A 17,406-nucleotide genomic window follows, 5' to 3' on the forward strand; every position below is an offset into this window, starting at 1 on the left:
GGTGAGGCGCCAACATTGTCGCCTGATCATCATGGCTCGGCCTACCTGCCGACACGTCAACCAAATGACACGATCGCTGCATTTTTGGGGCTCTCATGCCATCGTCCACCGCCCGTGAAGCATCGACACACCGGTGAAGGCGGGGGCGGGACGAGCCGAGCGATCGACTGACGTCCTGAACCCGATTTCAAGTCGTCACGGACAACCGCAGAGGCTTCCGAAACTAGATCGATTGGAGACAAGAAATCATGGAACGTCGTAGCTTTTTGTCGGGCGCTGCGGCGTCTGCCGTCGCGGGACTCGCCGCCAAGGAAGCGGTCTTCCCAGGCCAGGCACATGCGCAAGCTACATCGGAACAGGTGCTTGTGACCTCGGTCTGGTCTCGACACGTGCAGTGGGTGCGCACCGAAGAGCAAACCTATTCGGATCCGTACGGCACCGGCGTGGCGATCGGCGAGGCGCTTCGGGCCGGGGGATATGCGGCGGTCAATCTCACTGTTCGCGACGGCGGCCACGTGCGCCCGGCACAAGTGTCGACGCACCTTCCGCTGATGTTGAACGGCATCCGCAGCACCGGCACGATCTGCGACCACATCGGCGTCAACGTCACACCGCCGGCCGACCCGGCGAACACGGCGTGGATAGCGAGCCAGTTCGTGCATGAGATCCTCTCGGTGGCCAGTGCCCATGGCATCAAGAAGTACCGGTTCAGCGGCGTGAGTTTCCCGGCCAACACCTTCGGCCAGCAAATGACCAGCTATCTCGATGGCCTGCGCTTGAACCTTCGGCGCCTGGCTGCCATCAACGCGCAGTACGGAAAGCTCTGCGGCGTGGCCCATACGCACGGCAACAACGTCGGCACGACCGTTGAGCCGTATGCCTACGCGATGCAAGGCATTGACCCGAACCTGATCGGCATCAACCTCGCCATCGGCCATGTCGCAACGGCGGCGCCGGGCACGGCCTGGCAGATTGCCATGAGGCGCTGGATGCCGCACATCAAATGCGTCTGCCCCGAGGACGTGGCGGCGACGATCAACGCCACGACGGGCGCCTTGAGCGTCGGTCGCACCAAGCCCGGGGGCGCGACGGGCAATGGCGGCGGTGTGATCAACTGGGCTACCTTCTACTCGCTGCTGCGAATTGGGGGCTACAGCGGCGCCGCCGAGAATCAGCTCGAATACACCATCGTCGGTGGAACGGGTACGAACGTCAGCCTGAACAACGGCGCGTTCGCCAACAGCAGCCAGTTCACGAGCGGACAACTGACGCCGGAAATCATGATCGCGGAGTTCAAGCAGAACTCCGATTTCATTCGGTCCCGCGCGCTGCTGGGGGGCTGGGCCGCCTCACAGATCATTTGAGGGCCTTCGGCGATCAACTGGTTTGGTCAGCTCGCTACGTGAGTCGACCAGCCGCGCCCTACTTATGCCCGCGGCCGCCGCCGAGGTAGAGGTTACACAAGGATTCGTGCGCGAATCAGCCTCGGCTCGCAGAGCTGTCCAGATCGCAGCGGCTGGAAAACCAGCCCCGCAAAAGCCCTCCATCCGCTGCGGCGAGCGCCTGGCCGAAGCCGGCATCGAGCCCTCGGTGGGCAGCACCGGTGACAGCTACGACGCGCATTAGCCTAGACCCTCAACGAGCTCTACAGGGCCGAGGTCATCCACAGGCGCGGTCCGCGGACGACGCGCGAAGCGGTCGAACTGGCGACGCTGGAGTGGGTCTCGTGGTTCAACAACCATCGTCTGCTCGAACCCCTCGGCTACATCCCGCCGGCCCAGGCCGAGGCGAACTACTGGCGTCAGCAGCGGGCGTCGAACACGAACCAGCCTGCGCCGACCGCAGCGTCCCAGGAGGGTTGAACCCTGAATACTTGGCCCAACCGGCGGGTCTCCGACGGCCCCTGCGGGGGGCTGAAAGAGTGAGAGCCAGAGCCTCAAGTACGTTAGACCAATGCGGTCTGACTCGGGTCAAAAGGCCTCATTGATTTCCGGTGCGGTTCAGTAGTTCCTGAAGTCAGTGTTCCGGCGAGAGCGGGTTCCGAGCATCAAGGCAAGCAGACCGAGGGCGAACATCACTGTTGTGGACGCCTCAGGTACCGCCGGGGTCACAGCATCGAGCGCCAGTTGCCCATAGTTGGGGGTCATGATGTCACGCAGCGTGAGCCCGCTGAATTCTGCCAAATCCAGACTTTCCAGCTCCGCTAGCAGAGCTTGTAGATTTTCAACGGTAGGTTCCGTGTCGCTGCCTGACGAGCGAAGACTGGCCCCTTGCAACTGCATCGTGGCGATCGCCGCCCGAAGCGACGCCTTCGCCGCGTGTAGCTCGTCGATTGTGAGCGTTGGCATTTGCATGGCGCCTAGGGACTCATCCGCGGCGAGCCAGAGATTGGCCATCGTTGTAAAGTAGAAGTTCAGTCGACTCTCATACAAGCGGTAGCTTTGATAGTGGGAGTTGGCGAGCTCCAAATCTCCTGACAAGAAAGCACCGCTGTACCTTTCATATGCTGTTCCCATCGCAGTCATTTCTGCTAGGTAGAGATTCGTAACATTAATCATACCCTCAAACGAACCTACTCCGTCAAGCACAAGCCCCTTGCTGAAGGCCTCGCTCAGGGTTTGTGCGAAGTCGCTGCGCCCGGTGCCGAGCCCATATTGATCGAGGTTGAGATAGTCATAATCTGGTGGGTCCTCACGCAGCCATTGTCCTAACGCCGACGCTGCCACGCCCGTGCCCATACCCATCAAGTTGCCGGCCCTGATCATTTGGGCTAAACCGGTTTTCCCCCCGGTTAATCGCGTTTGCACAATCTCCTTAAGAAAATTTACGTTGGACATAAATGTCTCCTTCGAATAATCCTGACTGGACTTTTCGGGGCGTGCAGCCACGAAATCCGAGAAGTCTTGGGATAGTGTGCGGAGATTCTGTTCTGTGGAGACTGAGCTTTTGAGGGAAGCCAGGTCCTCGAGGCTCAGGGTGCCGTCGGGGCGAACCGGTACGGGCTGAGCGAGGGACTTCGCGAGATCCAGTTTTGAGAGTGCCGAGTCCAGAGCCAACGCACGCTGCACTTGACTACGGCCGGCCATGTCCAACGACAAACCAGCGGACTTTGTGAAGTCGCTCATGGTTTTCGTGGCCAACTCCCCATTATATTCATAATTCAGAGACAGTTCCACCGAATTTATTCTATTCAAATAATATTGAGTATTCCCGTATGAAATTGAGTCGATCGCGACACTGAAATCGTATGGGTAGTAAGGTACGGTCGGGCTTGCGTTGAGGTCGATGAACTTCACGGAAGCAATGGGAGGGGCACTCCACGACGCTTCCGGCGCAGTTGTTTTGCAATAGTCAGTGCAGAATGCGGCAACTTTGAATTCGTATGGCAGCGGAGCGTAGTTTGCAACCTTGCCATCTTTCGAGAAGTTGAGATGTCCCTGCACTGAGAACTCAAGATTTAGCGGATTGATCCCCGCAATGGGCCGAGGAATGTTCATCGCAAAGCCTGTAAAGTCGACCGTCAAGTCCAGACTCTTGAATACGATCGGGCTGAGCGCTGCGTTGAGGGAATGCCTTAGCGGTGACGCATACGTGATGTTGCTAAGGACCATCCACGGATCGTTTTGGCTCACCTTCGCTGACCCGCTCGAAAGTTCTCCATATTGCCTTGCATAAGACTCAGCAGCTGGAGAGACGGATGGGACCACAGAAAACATAAGGGCCGTTATGACGAATCGCATGGTGGTATTTGATTGCGCTAAATCGTTGCCGGAAGATAGACATCAGTTGGCGTCAACGCGGATCGCTTCTGGTGGCGCCAAACTATGCCGTCCGGTTGAGACTCTGTCTTGTTTTGTGAGGGCAATTTTTTGCCTGCTACTTCGACACCCTTCAAATGAAGGGGGGCATCTAGCTAGACCGCGGTACGTGTGTCTGCGCATGTCGGGGTCGACGCGATCCTAGATGGTTGTAGACGCACGACTATTGGTGTCCTTGCCTCGCGTCAAGTGGCCGTAGTCGTGTACGTTGAATGGAGCCGACCTGGGTTGAGCAGGCCACCCTCTGTGGGTAAGCGGTACTCCAAGCCTGGTGAGCAGCGTTCGGCGCCTGCTGTCGGAAGTGACCATGGGCGCCGCGGAAAACACACGGCCGGCCGGGAATTGTCTTCACGTTGGTGTATGCGAAGACGAACCAAATTCGGCGATGATCCGCTGATTACCCCAGCAACCAGAAAATCATCGCGGACAGGGCCAATGCGCTGCGGCCCTGGCTCGCAGCCTCAGAATAATTCAGGGGCCTTCCGGCGGATGCGGCGGGCAGTTTCGTTATGGAGCCGCTATCGGCAACCGCGGTGCGGGACATCGTCATGAAACGGTATGCGGCGGCCGTAGTGGATGAGAAGGGGTGCTCGGCGCACTCGGGCATTTGTCGGTTTCCTGGCGCTCGTGGGCAGAGTTTTATACGAGCATGACGTGCTGTGATGGAAACCTCGTGTGCGACTTCCTGAAGCACTGCGGGCAGCGAACCGCTTCACCTCCACTCATTGAGCAGGGCCTTGTACTTCAGATGACGCGTCCGATCATAGGTGTGGATGTTGACATCGCGGCTGGCTTCCCTTGACTCGGCGTCCCGCAGATATTTCAGGGCTTCGGGACGACGGTTCATCGCCCGGCAGACCATAGCGACCGCATAGTAGCTGAACGGCTCATCCGGCTGGTTGCTGATGGACAGTAGGCCCGCGTTCAGCGCATTCTCCAACTCCGCCAAGCTTGAGTTCGCCTTGGCAGCCGCTTCCGCATATCCGGCGCCGATGAAAGCAGCCGCCCTTTTGTCTGGCGATCTCTCGTATAACAAAGCATAGGCATCCCGGCCTTCTTGCGGTCTCCCCATCTCGACCAAAAGGGCGGCAATGTCTTCGTGGAAGCGCTGAAAGTCCGGAAAGGCTTTGATCGCCTCCTGGTAGGCTGCATATGCGACGTCGTATTTCTTCCACTCCCAATAGAGAGTAGCCTTCGCGAGCATCGACTGCTGCTTTTGCTTTTCGGTACCGGCTACCACCAGCATCTGATCTGCCAGCTCAGCACCCCTGCTGAACTTAATGTCCGCAATTTTGGGGTGGTCGCCGACGCGGAACTCGACACGCCCCGGCGGCGCAGGCGGCTCCGGTGGAGGATCGTAGGGCTTGGGCTGCTCCCCTGGCCCGTTCAGCGCCGGTTCGATCGCCACGTACGGGATCTTCCAGGTCCGGCGCACGCTGTCTTCCAGCACGGTCGCCTGCACGTCATGCTGGGCGATGAGCTTGCCGAGCCGGACCTGACCCGTGCGGTGATCGATGAACCGAACTGGCTGGCCCAGGTGCAGGGCCGAGCGCGCCGCGATCATGCGCTTCGTATCGGCGAGCATCCCCTCGATGAGCGCCTGCATCTGGGAGAGCTGCAGGCTCGATGCGCCTTGCAGCGCCTCCACCATCCGCGCAGCGTTGTCGTCGTCGGCCATGCCCCGGATCTTGCCAGCGGCTCAGGCCGCCGCCCGGCGCTGCTGCGGGTTCGTCGCGATCGCCCAGGGCAGGAGCTCGTCGATCCGGTTGATCGGATGCTCGGCGATGCGCTCCAGCACCTCGCGCAGGTAGGCCTGCGGATCCAGCCCGTTGAGCTTGGCTGTCTCGACCAGGCTGTACAAGCTGGCCGCCCGGTGCCCGCCTTCGTCGGACCCCATGAACAGGAAGTTGTTGCGTCCGAGCGCGACCCCGCGCAGCGCCCGTTCGGCCGCAGAGTTGTCGATCTCGATGCCGCCGTCGTCGACGTAGCGGGTCAGCGCCTGCCAGCGGCCCAGGCTGTAGCGCGCCGCCTTCGCGAGCGCCGACTTGCCGGAGACCTTCGTGAGCACGCCCTGCAGCCAGTCGTGGAACTCGTCGAGCAGCGGACCGGCGCGTGCCTGGCGCTGCGCCCGCCGCACGGCCGGCGGCTGCCCTCGGATCTCGGCTTCGACGGCGTACAGCGCCTGGATCCGGCGCAAGGCCTGCGTCGCCAGCCCGGTCTCGTCCGCGTGCTGCGCGTGCAGGTCCCACCACGGTCGGCGGGCATGGGCCCAGCAGGCGGCTTCGGTCACTTCGCCCCCGCCGTAGAGCCCGCCCCAGCCGCCATAGGCATCGGCCTGCAGGATTCCGCGGAAGCCGGCCAAGTGGCGCTGCGGATGTTCGCCCTTGCGGTCGGGGCTGTAGCGGTACCAGGCCGCGGGCGGCATCGGGTTGCCGGCCGGGCGATCGTCCCGGACGTAGACCCACAGCCGACCCGTTCTCGTCTTGCCCCGGCCTGGTGCCAGCACCTTCACCGGCGTGTCGTCGGCGTGCAGCTTCGCAGCCTGCCGGACGTAGCGGCCGAGCGCCGCGACGAGCGGATCCAGCAGGTCGTGCACGTGCTCGATCCAGCCCGCCATCGTCGAGCGGTCGATCTCGACGCCTTCGCGCCCGTAGATCCGGCTCTGGCGGTACAGCGGCGTGTGGTCGCAGTACTTCGACACCGCCACGTGCGCGAGCAGCCCCGGGCCGGCCACGCCGCGGGCGATCGGCCGGCTCGGTGCCGCGGCCTGGAAGATGGCCTGGCACTTCGTGCAGGCGAGCTTCGGACGGACCGTGCGGATGACCTTGAAGCGGGCCGGCACGTACTCGAGCTGCTCGGAGATGTCGGCGCCGAGCCTGCGCAACCGGCCGCCGCAGGTGGTGCAGCCGCACGGTTGGCCTTGCGCGTCGCGGTGCGCCGCTGTCGCCTCGGGACGGACTTCGCGTTGCTCGCGCGGCAGGTGTGCAGGCAGGCTGCGATCGACCTGGCCCGCGTTGGCCGCAGGCGGGGCCGGCTTGCGCGCGGGCCATTCGCGCAGCGACACGGGTTCGATGAGGCTGCCCTGTGTGTCCTCGAAGCGCTCGCACGAAGCGCCGAACTGGTCGCGTTTCCTGCGCGCCAGCTGCAGCTTGAGCTTGTCGACCATCAGCGTGAGCAACGCGACTTCGTCGTGCTTGACACGAAGGTGCCGCTTCAGCACCTGCGCGTCGTCGGGCAGTTCGCTGATGGGGTCGCGGGTCGGGATCGGCACAACGTGTCTGTCCGGTCTACCCCGTCTCATTGACGCGGCGCTGATGGCGAGTTCAGACGTCGAGCACGCGCCGCAGGGCGTCGTAGGGGACACTCCAGGTGGCCTCGCCGGTGTCGACGCTGGCAGTCTTGGGGTTGCTGCGGGTGATGACGCCGACGTGTGTCTGGAGATGGCGGTCGGTGAAGGAGACCTTGTCGCCTCGGGTGAAGTCTGCCCGCGTGGGCTTCGGCGGCACCGGTGGAGACGGCGCGGCCTGTGAGTGCGTAGCCGGCCGCGACCCCGGCTGCGGCGGCTCGATCGCCGCATAGGGCAGCTTCCAGTGCACGTGCTGCTGCGTATCGTGCAGCGTCAACTGTGCATCGCGCATCTCAATGATTCTGCCCTCTCGCATCGTGTCGCGCCGGGCGTCGTAGAAGCGAACGACCTGCCCGAGATGGAGGTCCTTGCGGGTCGCGACGACGCGCCGCGGGTCGGTCATCAGCCGCTCCACCAGCGCGCTCAGCTGGTACAGCTCCAGGCTCGTGGCATGGTTGAGCGCCTCGATCAGCGTCGCGTCCTGCATCGGTGGGGTGCGTGTGCTCATGCCGGGCTCCAGTGCATCGGCAGCAGTTCGGCCAGCCGGTCTTGCCGGTGGCCATTGATGCGCTGGAGCACATCGCGCAGGTACGCGTAGGGCTCCACGCTGTTCAGGCGCGCCGTCTCGATGAGGCTGAAGGCGGTGGCGGCAGCCCGCCCCCCGCGCTCGGAGCCTGCGAAGAGCCAGTTCTTGCGCGACAGGGCCACCGGGGTCATTGCGCGCTCGCTGAAGTTGTTGTCCGCCTCCAGGATGCCGTGCTCGACGAAGGTGTTGAGCGCGCGCCAGTTGCTCAAGGTGTACCCGAAGGCCTCGCCCAGGGGCGACTTCGGCAGCACCGTCGGCGCATGTGCGGCCAGCCAGCGCTGGAACTGGGCCATCAGCGGCCGGGTCTGCACCTGCCGCACGCGCAGCCGCTCGTCGGGATCGGCCCCGCGGATCTCGCCCTCGATGCGGTAGATCTCGGCGAAGTACCGCATCGCCTCGTGCGCGAGCCCCGGCGGTGATGCCTTAGGGGCATCCTTGACGATCCTAGCGAAGCGTCGGCGCGCGTGCACCAGGCAGGCCGCATGCACGACGCCCGAGCGGAACGACTCGGCGTAGCCGGAGAAGTCATCGGCCTGCAGGAAGCCGCGCCAGGCGCCCAGCATGTTGCGGGCGTGGACGCCGGCTCGATCGGTCGTGAAGTCGTACAGCGCTGCGGGCGCGACGCGACGCCAGCGCTGGAGCCCGCCAGGCTCCTGCGGCAGCCAGCCGCCGGCCAGGTACACCCACAGACGCGCCGTCACCGTCTTGCCCCGGGACTCGCCGCGCGCAGCCTTCAGCGCCAGCGTCGTGTCGTCGGTAAAGATGACCGCGCTGCCCAGCACGTGGCGCTTCAGCGGCACCAGCAGCGGGGCGAGCAACTCGGCCGCCCCCAACGTCCAGTCGCACAGCGTCTGCCGCGAGCGCCGCACGCCGTGTCGCGCGAGTTGGCGCTCCTGCCGGGCCAGCGGGTTGTGGTCGGCGTACTTCGACACCATCACATGAGCCAGGAGCCCGGCGCCGGCGTTGCTGCGCACCAGGGGTGACGCCTGGGCCGTCGCCGTGCGGATCGTCGAGCGGCCGGCCTCGTCCTCGCACCGGTACTTCAGCCGCGCGTGCTGCAGCACTTCCAGCTTCGCGGGCGTGTACTCCAGCGTCTCGCTGAGCTCCTCGCCGATGCGCTCCACGCGGGCGAACGCGGCCTTGTCGGCCTCGCTCAGGTCGTGCTCGATGCGCCGGCGCGGCAAGCTCGCATCGAGGGCCGGTCGGCCCAGGCGCCGCCGCCGGTGGCCCTTGACCTCGTCGAGCTGCTCGGGCGGTACCGGCAGCTCGACCACGTCCTGCCACAGCTCGGGCTGCAGCACCGCCAGCACCTCGCTGCGACCACCGAAGGCCCGGCGCTTGAACTCCGCCAGCTGCGCGGCCAGCGACGCCATCTGCTGGTTCGCTTGGGCTCGCAACGCATGGAAGGCCTGCGCGGCCTGCACCAGCAGGTCCTTCAGCGCCTCGACCTCGTCGGGCAAGCTCGCGCGATCGACGGGGGCAGCCAGCAGTTGCATGAGGCGCCATGATCGCAGCCGCAGGCCACCCGGGGCAGTCGGAGAACTTCGAATTGCCCGCCGCTGCCTCGGCCACCGTGGATCAGACGACGGCGCTGACCTCCACGGACTGCAGCCGCTGGGTGCGGCTGAGGTCGATGCCGTCGAGCCAGGCGACGAGCTCGCTCATCGCGATGCCGCCGCCGGCCAGCCGCGCGGGGTCGGTGAAGCGGCCGCGCTCCAGGCGCTTGTACAGCACCCAGAAGCCGTGCCGGTCCCACACCAGCAGCTTGGCGCGATCGCGGCGCCGCCCAATGAAGACGAAGACCTGGCCCGACAGGGGGTTCATGCCCATCGCCGTGACCACCATCTGCGACAGCCCGTCGATGGACTTCCTCATGTCCACGGCCTCGCTGTAGACGTGGGCACGGATCGCCGAGGACAGGATCATGCGAGGCGCTTGAGCACGCCTGCGATCACGTGCTCGAGCACGCGCTCGGCCGCCGGGCCTCGCAAGCGCAGCGTCACGCCTTGCAGCTCGATCTCCACGGCCTCCTTCGACGCCACCTGCGGCATCGGTACCGCGACGAAGCCGGGTGAGCGCGACGCCATCGATGGCGCCACTGGCGGCGTTGACGCCCGCGCACTCGGCGATCCGCGCGCCTTGCCCCCTACCCGATGTCGGTACGTCGACAGCGCCAGCGCATTGGCAGCACAGTACTGCGGCACGCTCAGCTCCTGTTCCAGCCGGCGTCGTTCATGCGCGGCCCAGAACGCCGCATCGCGCTGAATCATCGGCCGACCCGTTCGCCAGTCAACCCGCACTCGCGGCTCGCCGCCGTCTTCGCCCACAGCTGCATCTTCCGTCATCGATCTCAAGCAACGACGATCGACGATCCGCTACAGCGACGCAATGACGGGGCTCTTCGGACACTCACGGACCAACAACCAAACTAACAGCAGGACCAGCAGTCGCGTAGCGACCTGCAGCGCGGCCAAGGCACTGCTCAGGCCGAACAGCAGGGCGGAAACACCGAGCGCAGCCCACGCAAACAAGACGAGCGCCCAGACGACGAGCCCGGCAAGAACCGCTGACATTGGTAGGGCCCAGCTGGTGGGTCGCAGGCAATAAGCTGAGACGAGGCGAATGTGGCTACCGGTGATGCAACTGCGGAGCTCCACGCTCCACCACCTGAAGTTACCGGAAGTCCCTGCTTCTCTGTGCGTCAGCCAGTCGACCTAGCAGCGGTGTCCAGTTCTCCAACCGCTCAGCGATGAGGTTGCAGACCTGACCTTCCCGCTGCCAGGTCCCGCGCACCGCGAGCAGGCGCGATCCCAGCAGCTCGGCCCGCTGCTCATCCCGCACGCGCTTCCAGACGATGACCTGTACCACGCCGGTCTCGTCTTCCAGGCTCACAAAGATCGTCCCCTTGGCCGTCGAAGGCTGCTGCCGCAGGGTGACGATGCCGCAGGTCGTAACCTCGCGGCCGTTCGGCAGCCGCATGAGCTGCTCGGCCGACAGCGCGTGCCGCTGGGCCAAGCGCTCGCGCAGCAGCGCCAGCGGATGCCGGCGCAGCGTCAGGCCGGTCGTCTGGTAGTCGAACACGATCTCCTCGCCTTCCGGCGCATGGGGCAGCTCGAGCAGGTCTTCCTCGACCGGTGCATCCCGCAGCAGTTGGGGCGGTCGGCGCAGCGCCGACGCTTCCCACACCTGCTGCCGCCGATGCCCCGCCAGGCTCTGGAGCGCGTCGGCGCCGGCCAGCAGCCGCATGTCGTGCTGATCCAGCGCCGCGCGGCGCGCCAGGTCGTCCGCGCTCTCAAAAGGCCGTTCGGCGCGGGCGGCCTCGATGTTCTGCGCACAGGCCTGCTTCAAGCCCGCGATGCGCCGCAACCCCAGCCGCACGGCCGGCGGCCCCGGCAGTCCTTCGAGCGTGCAGTCCCAGCTGCTGTGCATCACGTCCACCGGTAGCACGTCCACCTGGTGCCGCCGCGCATCCTGCACCAGCTGGCTGGCGCTGTAAAAGCCCAGCGGCTGGCTGTTCAGCATCGCCGCCAAAAACTCCGCCGGGTGGTGGCACTTGATCCAGCAGCTGGCGTAGACCAGCAGGGCGAAGCTGGCGGCGTGGCTTTCTGGGAAGCCGTATTCGCTGAATCCTTTGATCTGCTCGAAGATGGCTTTGGCGAAGTCTTCGTCGTAGCCGTTCGCCTGCATACCGTCGACGATCTTGCTGTAGTACTGCTCCAGCCCCCCCTTGCGGCGCCAGGCCGCCATCGAACGCCGGAGCTTGTCGGCCTCGCCGGGCGTGAACCCCGCAGCCAGGATGGCCACCTGCATGACCTGCTCCTGGAAGATGGGCACCCCGAGCGTGCGCCCCAGCGCTTCCTTCAAGGCCTCGCTCGGATAGTGGACCGGTTCCTTGCCTTGCCGTCGGTTCAGGTACGGATGCACCATCTGCCCCTGGATCGGCCCCGGCCGCACGATCGCCACCTCGATCACCAGGTCGTAGAAGGTGCGGGGCCGCATCCGCGGCAGCATCGACATCTGCGCACGAGACTCGATCTGGAACACGCCCACGGTCTCGGCCTGGCAGATCATGTCGTAGGTCGCGGCATCTTCGTCCGGAATGTCCTGCAGCTCGAAGCTGTGCCCCTTGCGCTGCTCGATGAACGTGAGCGCCTTTCGGATGGCTGTCAGCATCCCCAGCGCCAGCACGTCAACCTTCAGCAAGCCGAGGGCGTCGATGTCGTCCTTGTCCCACTGGATGACGGTGCGCTCGGCCATGGCCGCGTTCTCGACAGGCACCAGGCGTGTCACCGGCCCCTGCGTCAGCACAAAGCCCCCGGGGTGCTGCGAGAGGTGGCGCGGGAAGTTGATCAGCTGGGCCGTGAGCTGCATCAGCTGCTGCACGGCCAGGTCGTCGGCCTGCAGTCCGGCTTCTGCAAGGCGGTCCACGCTCACCTCCCGGCCGTCCCACCACTGGTGGCCTTTGGCCAGGACGTCGAGCGTGCCGGCATCGAAGCCCAAGGCCTTGCCCACGTCCCGGATGGCCGAGCGCGGCCGGTAGCTGATCACCACGGCGGTCAGCGCCGCGCGGTCCCGGCCATAGCGCTCGTAGAGGTATTGGATGACCTCTTCGCGCCGCTCGTGTTCGAAGTCCACGTCGATGTCGGGCGGCTCGTTGCGCTCCTTCGAGATGAACCGCTCGAACAGTGTGGCCATGCGCGCCGGGTCAACCTCGGTCACGCCCAGGCAGTAGCACACGACCGAGTTGGCGGCCGAGCCGCGGCCCTGGCAGAGGATGTGCCGCGAGCGCGCGAACATGACGATGTCGGCGACGGTCAGGAAGTAGTGCTCGTAATGCAGCTCCTCGATCAGCTGCAGCTCGTGCTCGATCTGCGTCTGGACGGTGGCCGACATGCCCTGCGGCCACCGGCGTCCCGCGCCTTCGTAGGTCAGCTGCCGCAGGTAGGACGATGCGGTGTGACCGTCCGGGATCACTTCGTTGGGGTACTGGTACTTCAGCTCGTCCAGCGAGAACTCGCAGCGTGCGGCCACGCGGAGGGTCTCTGCGAGCAGGTCGTCGGGGTACGTCTGGGCAAGGCGCAGCCGGGTGCGCAGGTGGCGCTCCGCGTTGGGCTGCAGCGCCCATCCGCACTGCGTCAGCGGGCGGCCCACGCGCACGGCGGTCATCACGTCCTGCAGGGGTTTGCGCGAGCGGACATGCAGGTGCACGTCGCCCGCGGCCACCAGCGGCACGGCGGTCGCCTCACTCACCTGGCGCAGCCGGTGCAACCACATCTCGTCGCTGATCTCGCGCAGCAGCGCCACGGCGAGCCAGCAGCGCCCGCTGAAGTGCTGCAGGAGCCATTGGCCGATCGTCGCCAACTGCGTCGGCGTCGAGGCACGCGCCGGTGCGGCGAGCACCAGGCAGTCCTGCAGCGCAAGGGCATGGATCTCGTCTCGGTTAAGCCGGTAGGTGCCCTTGGGTGCCGAGCGGCGCAAACGGGTGATGAACTGGCACAGGTTGCCGTACCCGTGCATGTTGGTGGCCAGCACGATCATCGTGAAGGGCGCGTCGCCCTGCACCTCGAACTGCGACCCGATGATGATCGGCAGGCCGTGCTCCTTGGCGGCGACGTGGGCCCGCACCACGCCTGCCACGGAGCATTCGTCCGTCAGGGCGAGGGCGGTGTAGCCCAACTGCCTCGCGCGTTCGACCAGTTCCTCGGGCGAACTGCCGCCGCGCAGGAACGAGAAGTTCGACAGGCACCACAGCTCCGCATAGCGGGGCACCTGCAGCGGATCATGCGAACGTGCCATGGAGGTACCACGCCCATTCGTCATCGAGCCGCGTCTGGAACACCCACAGCGCGCCGGCGTGCGGGCTCAGCGCGAGCCAGTAGTCGCGCTGCAGCTGCAGCGCGCAAGGTCCATCCTCACCTTCGACGCGGTGCCACCAGCCGCCTTCAATGCGGTGGGGCCCGGTCAGCAGTTGCAGCACGCCCTGGTACATCGGCCGCGGCCCGCTCATCGCCAGGCGGATGGGCTCGGGGAACAGGCGGGTCGGCTGCGGCAGATCGGTGGCCGGCAGCGGTCGGCGGGGCAGGGGCTGCGATGCCGGTTGCCAGTGCTGCATCCATTCCACGCGATGATCGGCATTCAGCACCGGCCGCAGCACCTTGTCCGGCCCCAGACGCGCTGCGATGCGCTCCAGAACCAACGCCAGCGTCTCGCCCTCATGGACGACGTCCGGCAGCAGCGATGCGCTGCGCTCATCGAGCGGCTGCACGTCGAGGGCTTCGAGCACCAGGTCCCCGGCCGGCGCCTGCAAGGTGATCTTGGCCAGGTTCTCGGCCAGTAGCCGGCACAGGTGCTCCAGGTCCCGAGTCGCCGTGGCGGTGCGCACGATCAGTTCGTCGCCCGGGTCCGCGCTGCGGGGCCGCATCGCATCGTGCATCCACCGCAGTCGGATCGCGGTCGTCCCGGCATGGCGCGCAGCCAGCCAGCCGCAGAGCTGCAACAGCAGGCGCCGGGCACCGTACAACAGGGCCGGCGCCACCTCGACGCGGAACGGCAGTTCCAGGCGCGCCTCGAAGGTGTCGGGCAGCGACAGCCACTCATGCGCCTCGGGCCGCAGGCCGTAGGCCTGGTCCAAGGCCGACAGCAAGCTGCTGTCGAAGCGCCGCACCAGGCCGCCGCGCGGCAGGCGCCGGAGGTCGCCGAGCGTTTGGCAACCCAGCTGCGATAGCGTCACCAGGTGCGACCGTCCGGCGGTCAGCGTCTGCATCGGCAGCCGGTCGAGCACTTCGGTCAATCCCGGCCGAAACCCGCTCTCCACCCCGGCACGTGCCAGCGCCAGGCCTGCGATGCTGTTGGGCGCCCAGGCCACGGCAACCACCCCCAGCTCCTTCGATTCGGCCGTGATGCGATCACGCAGCGCGCGCTTGCCGCCGAACAGGCGGACGGAGCTGGCCAGCTCCATCACCACCGCCTCGTCGCGCAGCGCCACCCGCGGCGTGAACTGCAGCGCCCACAGCGAGAGCCCCCTCAGTGCGTCAGTGGGCGGTGCTGTGGCTTCGGCGGGCAGGCGCAGGGCGGCCCACAGCATCAACGTTCCTTTCCACGCGCTCAATGAGGCGGCTGGGCTGCAGCAGGCGCGGCGTCAACACGGCGGCCAGGCCGCCCGGGATCGATGGCACCGTCAGGACACCATCGTGCGTGCCACCGCGGCGTTTGAGGATCTGCAGGTGCAGTTCCCAATCCAATCCGACCGTGGCCAGCACACGCAGCGGTGCGGCCGACGGTTCATGGCGTGCGGCCAGCGGGCGCAGCAGGAAGGTCGGCGCATCGCAGGACTGGGCGCAGACCTGCAGCCGGCGCACCTGTTCGGGCCGCGCCTGGGGCAGCCAGGCCACCACCGCACCGCAAGCGCCGGACTTCACCAGCAGTTCTGTGCACCACAACCGTTCGGACGGCGCGTCCGCTCGAATCCACACCACATGGCGTTCGTCCAGGCCCGCATGGCGCAGCCCCGGCAGGTGCGGTGTGCCAGGCGGGCCGATCAGCACGACGGTGCGACCTGCGGCCACGGCATGGCGCAGGGCGCCGCCCAACAAGCGGTACTCCAAGACGCCGGGCTGCGGCGCCAGGATCTCGGAGACTGCACGACAAGGCCAGCCGCCACCGGGCAGTTCGGCGTCGAGCGCTGTGAAACCCGATGGCACAACGTCGCCCGTCGCGCTGCCCAACTCCGACGCGCGCCACATGGCCGTCGCGACGTGGGCCGGCAGCGGGCTGGCAGAGAGAGCAGGGGTGGTCGCAGGAGCGGCGGCAAGGACGGCGGCGGACATGGCGCAGGAGGCTGTTGTTTTATACAGTACCTCAACCGGTGCCGCCCTGTCGAATCGGCACTCCGGCCACGGCTGTCAAATCTGCCGTTTGATGCTTTGTGCAGCAGGCTTGCCGCAGGCCCGCATTTGCTGCGTTGCCTGAGATCGGTCCACCGGTCACCCACACGGTTGTCCACACCATCTGTGGATAACTGAAATTGTTACGGCAGCGATTCAGAACGATGCCTTGGGAGCGTCGGTGCAGATCGGCAGCCCTGCCGCGAGTTGAACCCGCGCCTTAGACTCGTATGAGGAGGCCCCTATGTGTTACAGCGCCCAGGTCGAAGCCGATTTCCGCCGCTACACGCGCGAATGGGGCGCCTCGTTGAGCATCGACGAGTTCGTCAAGCTCTTCTGGTGGAAGTGGGACCCGGACGAGATCCGTCGGCACGGCAAGCCGAAGATCCCCAAAGCCCTGGAGCGTGCTTTTCTCAAAGCGCCCCGCACCGACGATGAGGTCCGGATCGCGCGCTACATCACGCTGGCCAACGGCCGGCAGGCGACTGAGTGGCAGCAGGAACTGTTTGCCCAGCGCGCTCGGCTGGTAAACGCCGAGCACCAGCTCGCGGTCAAACCCACCAAAAAGGCGGCAGACGACCAGCGCATCGCGACGAAGAAGATGGCCAGTCTCAAAGGTTGGCTCGACGATCTCCAGCGCACGGAGGCCCTGGACAGGGATTCGCGCATCTTCCCCGGTTGGTACGCACCGGTCATGGTGGTCGAGGGCGGACGCCGCGTCGTGAAGCCGATGCGCTACCAATGCAGGCCGCCAGGCGCACCCGCCGCCTACGATCAGCGCTACCCGGGCACCTACAACGCCAGGCGCGACAACCTTCAGGGTCCGTTCTGGCGGTCGGTTTTTGGCTATACGCACGGCGTGATGCTGGTCGACCGCTTTTATGAGAACGTCGACCGGGACGGCAGCAACGTGGTGCTGGAGTTCGTGCCTGCTGACCGCCGGCCGATGCTCGTGGCGTGTCTCTGGTCGAAGTGGGTAGGCGCGGACGGCGACAAGCTGCTCTCGTTCGCGGCGATCACCGATGAGCCACCACCGGAGGTGGCGGCGGCAGGGCACGATCGGTGCATCGTGCCGATCAAGGCCGAGTACCTGGACCTCTGGCTCAACCCGCAGGGCACCGACCCAGCCACCCTCGACGCGATCCTCGAGGACCGCGAGCGGCCGTACTACGAGCACCGCCTTGCGGCGTAGCCAAACCTTGGACGCACTGGGCTGCGCGACTCCCAGCGCACCCGTGCGTGCCGCTTGCCAGCACGAGACGCCCTGCGTGAGAATTTTGGAGCAAGCTGCTGATGGGCGACGACTTGCTCGATAAGCGACGCCGTGTGCCGGCTCAATGGGCGACCCTGATCGGCCTCATCATCGCCGCGGCCTCCCTCGTGCTGACAACCCTCTTTGCTTGGCTGGCCCTTCGTGAAACGCGATTGACCCGGCAGGAGCAGTCGCAATACTTCGCCGCCGAAAAGCCGCCGCGCATCACGCTCAAGAGCGTTGAATATGACGGACGCACGATGAAGCTCATCCTGCAGAACCAAGGCGAGTCCGCTGCCTTCGGCGTGCACATGACGCTCTTCATTCACGGGAAGCTGGACCCCCGCCGAGGGCCGGATGCCACCGCATTGGCAGGCGTGAAGATCATCGACAACGTCCCGCAAGGGCAGCGGATGGTGCACTCAAGCGCCCCGGATTTCCAGGAGGCTCCCTCGTTTGAGATGATGGAGCCAAGATGAGAAGTTCGAAGTATTCCCCCGAGGTCCGTGAACGCGCGGTGC

Annotated in this window: 13 protein-coding genes and 1 pseudogene; 4 read left to right on the forward strand and 10 right to left on the reverse strand. The window is 65.8% G+C overall.

From position 1 onward, the window contains the following. Window positions 1–248 precede the first annotated feature (248 nt). Window positions 249–1,364 carry a twin-arginine translocation signal domain-containing protein gene (locus tag V4F39_RS23770; RefSeq protein WP_332292581.1) on the forward strand — a complete coding sequence of 372 codons (1,116 nt, stop codon included), beginning with the start codon at window positions 249–251 and terminating at the stop codon, window positions 1,362–1,364. Window positions 1,365–1,533: 169 nt separating this feature from the next. Continuing rightward, window positions 1,534–1,862 (forward strand): annotated as a pseudogene (locus V4F39_RS23775) (integrase core domain-containing protein); the annotation flags it as partial. A 138-nt stretch (window positions 1,863–2,000) separates the two neighbouring features. Here the strand turns inward: V4F39_RS23775 and V4F39_RS23780 are convergent. From V4F39_RS23780 to imuA, 10 genes are all read right to left on the reverse strand, one after another. After that, on the reverse strand, window positions 2,001–3,524 hold the full coding sequence (locus tag V4F39_RS23780) for a hypothetical protein (RefSeq protein WP_332292582.1): 1,524 nt from the start codon (window positions 3,522–3,524) through the stop codon (window positions 2,001–2,003). 1,006 nt (window positions 3,525–4,530) lie between these two features. Then, window positions 4,531–5,496 (reverse strand): hypothetical protein, encoded by a 966-nt coding sequence (locus tag V4F39_RS23785; protein WP_332292583.1) that lies wholly within the window; start codon window positions 5,494–5,496, stop codon window positions 4,531–4,533. 21 nt (window positions 5,497–5,517) lie between these two features. After that, on the reverse strand, window positions 5,518–7,089 hold the full coding sequence (gene tnpC / locus V4F39_RS23790; protein ID WP_417281691.1) for an IS66 family transposase: 1,572 nt from the start codon (window positions 7,087–7,089) through the stop codon (window positions 5,518–5,520). A gap of 52 nt (window positions 7,090–7,141) precedes the next feature. Beyond that, window positions 7,142–7,672 carry a hypothetical protein gene (locus V4F39_RS23795; RefSeq protein WP_332292585.1) on the reverse strand — a complete coding sequence of 177 codons (531 nt, stop codon included), beginning with the start codon at window positions 7,670–7,672 and terminating at the stop codon, window positions 7,142–7,144. Beyond that, window positions 7,669–9,246 carry an IS66 family transposase gene (gene tnpC, locus V4F39_RS23800; protein WP_332292587.1) on the reverse strand — a complete coding sequence of 526 codons (1,578 nt, stop codon included), beginning with the start codon at window positions 9,244–9,246 and terminating at the stop codon, window positions 7,669–7,671. Before tnpC (V4F39_RS23800) ends, V4F39_RS23795 begins: the two co-directional genes overlap by 4 nt. Before the next feature lie 82 nt (window positions 9,247–9,328). Continuing rightward, window positions 9,329–9,676 (reverse strand): IS66 family insertion sequence element accessory protein TnpB, encoded by a 348-nt coding sequence (gene tnpB / locus V4F39_RS23805; protein ID WP_332292589.1) that lies wholly within the window; start codon window positions 9,674–9,676, stop codon window positions 9,329–9,331. Next, on the reverse strand, window positions 9,673–10,020 hold the full coding sequence (locus V4F39_RS23810; RefSeq protein WP_332292590.1) for a hypothetical protein: 348 nt from the start codon (window positions 10,018–10,020) through the stop codon (window positions 9,673–9,675). The genes tnpB and V4F39_RS23810 overlap by 4 nt, the downstream gene beginning before the upstream one ends. A 403-nt stretch (window positions 10,021–10,423) precedes the next feature. Further along, complete coding sequence (locus V4F39_RS23815; protein ID WP_332292591.1) at window positions 10,424–13,546, reverse strand: error-prone DNA polymerase; 3,123 nt, start codon at window positions 13,544–13,546, stop codon at window positions 10,424–10,426. Continuing rightward, window positions 13,530–14,834: a Y-family DNA polymerase gene (locus tag V4F39_RS23820; RefSeq protein WP_332292592.1), complete on the reverse strand. Its 1,305-nt coding sequence runs from the start codon at window positions 14,832–14,834 to the stop codon at window positions 13,530–13,532. The genes V4F39_RS23815 and V4F39_RS23820 overlap by 17 nt, the downstream gene beginning before the upstream one ends. Then, a complete protein-coding gene (gene imuA / locus V4F39_RS23825; protein WP_332292594.1) occupies window positions 14,782–15,576 on the reverse strand; it encodes a translesion DNA synthesis-associated protein ImuA in 795 nt (264 codons plus the stop codon). The genes V4F39_RS23820 and imuA overlap by 53 nt, the downstream gene beginning before the upstream one ends. A 301-nt stretch (window positions 15,577–15,877) precedes the next feature. Here imuA and V4F39_RS23830 point away from each other — a divergent pair, with 301 nt between their 5' ends. After that, window positions 15,878–16,825 carry an SOS response-associated peptidase family protein gene (locus V4F39_RS23830; RefSeq protein ID WP_332292596.1) on the forward strand — a complete coding sequence of 316 codons (948 nt, stop codon included), beginning with the start codon at window positions 15,878–15,880 and terminating at the stop codon, window positions 16,823–16,825. A gap of 101 nt (window positions 16,826–16,926) precedes the next feature. Further along, complete coding sequence (locus V4F39_RS23835) at window positions 16,927–17,364, forward strand: hypothetical protein (protein WP_332292597.1); 438 nt, start codon at window positions 16,927–16,929, stop codon at window positions 17,362–17,364. The last annotated feature ends 42 nt before the right edge of the window (window positions 17,365–17,406 follow it).

It is taken from the genome of Aquincola agrisoli (assembly GCF_036621135.1).
In the GTDB taxonomy this organism is placed as follows: Bacteria; Pseudomonadota; Gammaproteobacteria; order Burkholderiales; family Burkholderiaceae_C; genus Aquincola; species Aquincola agrisoli.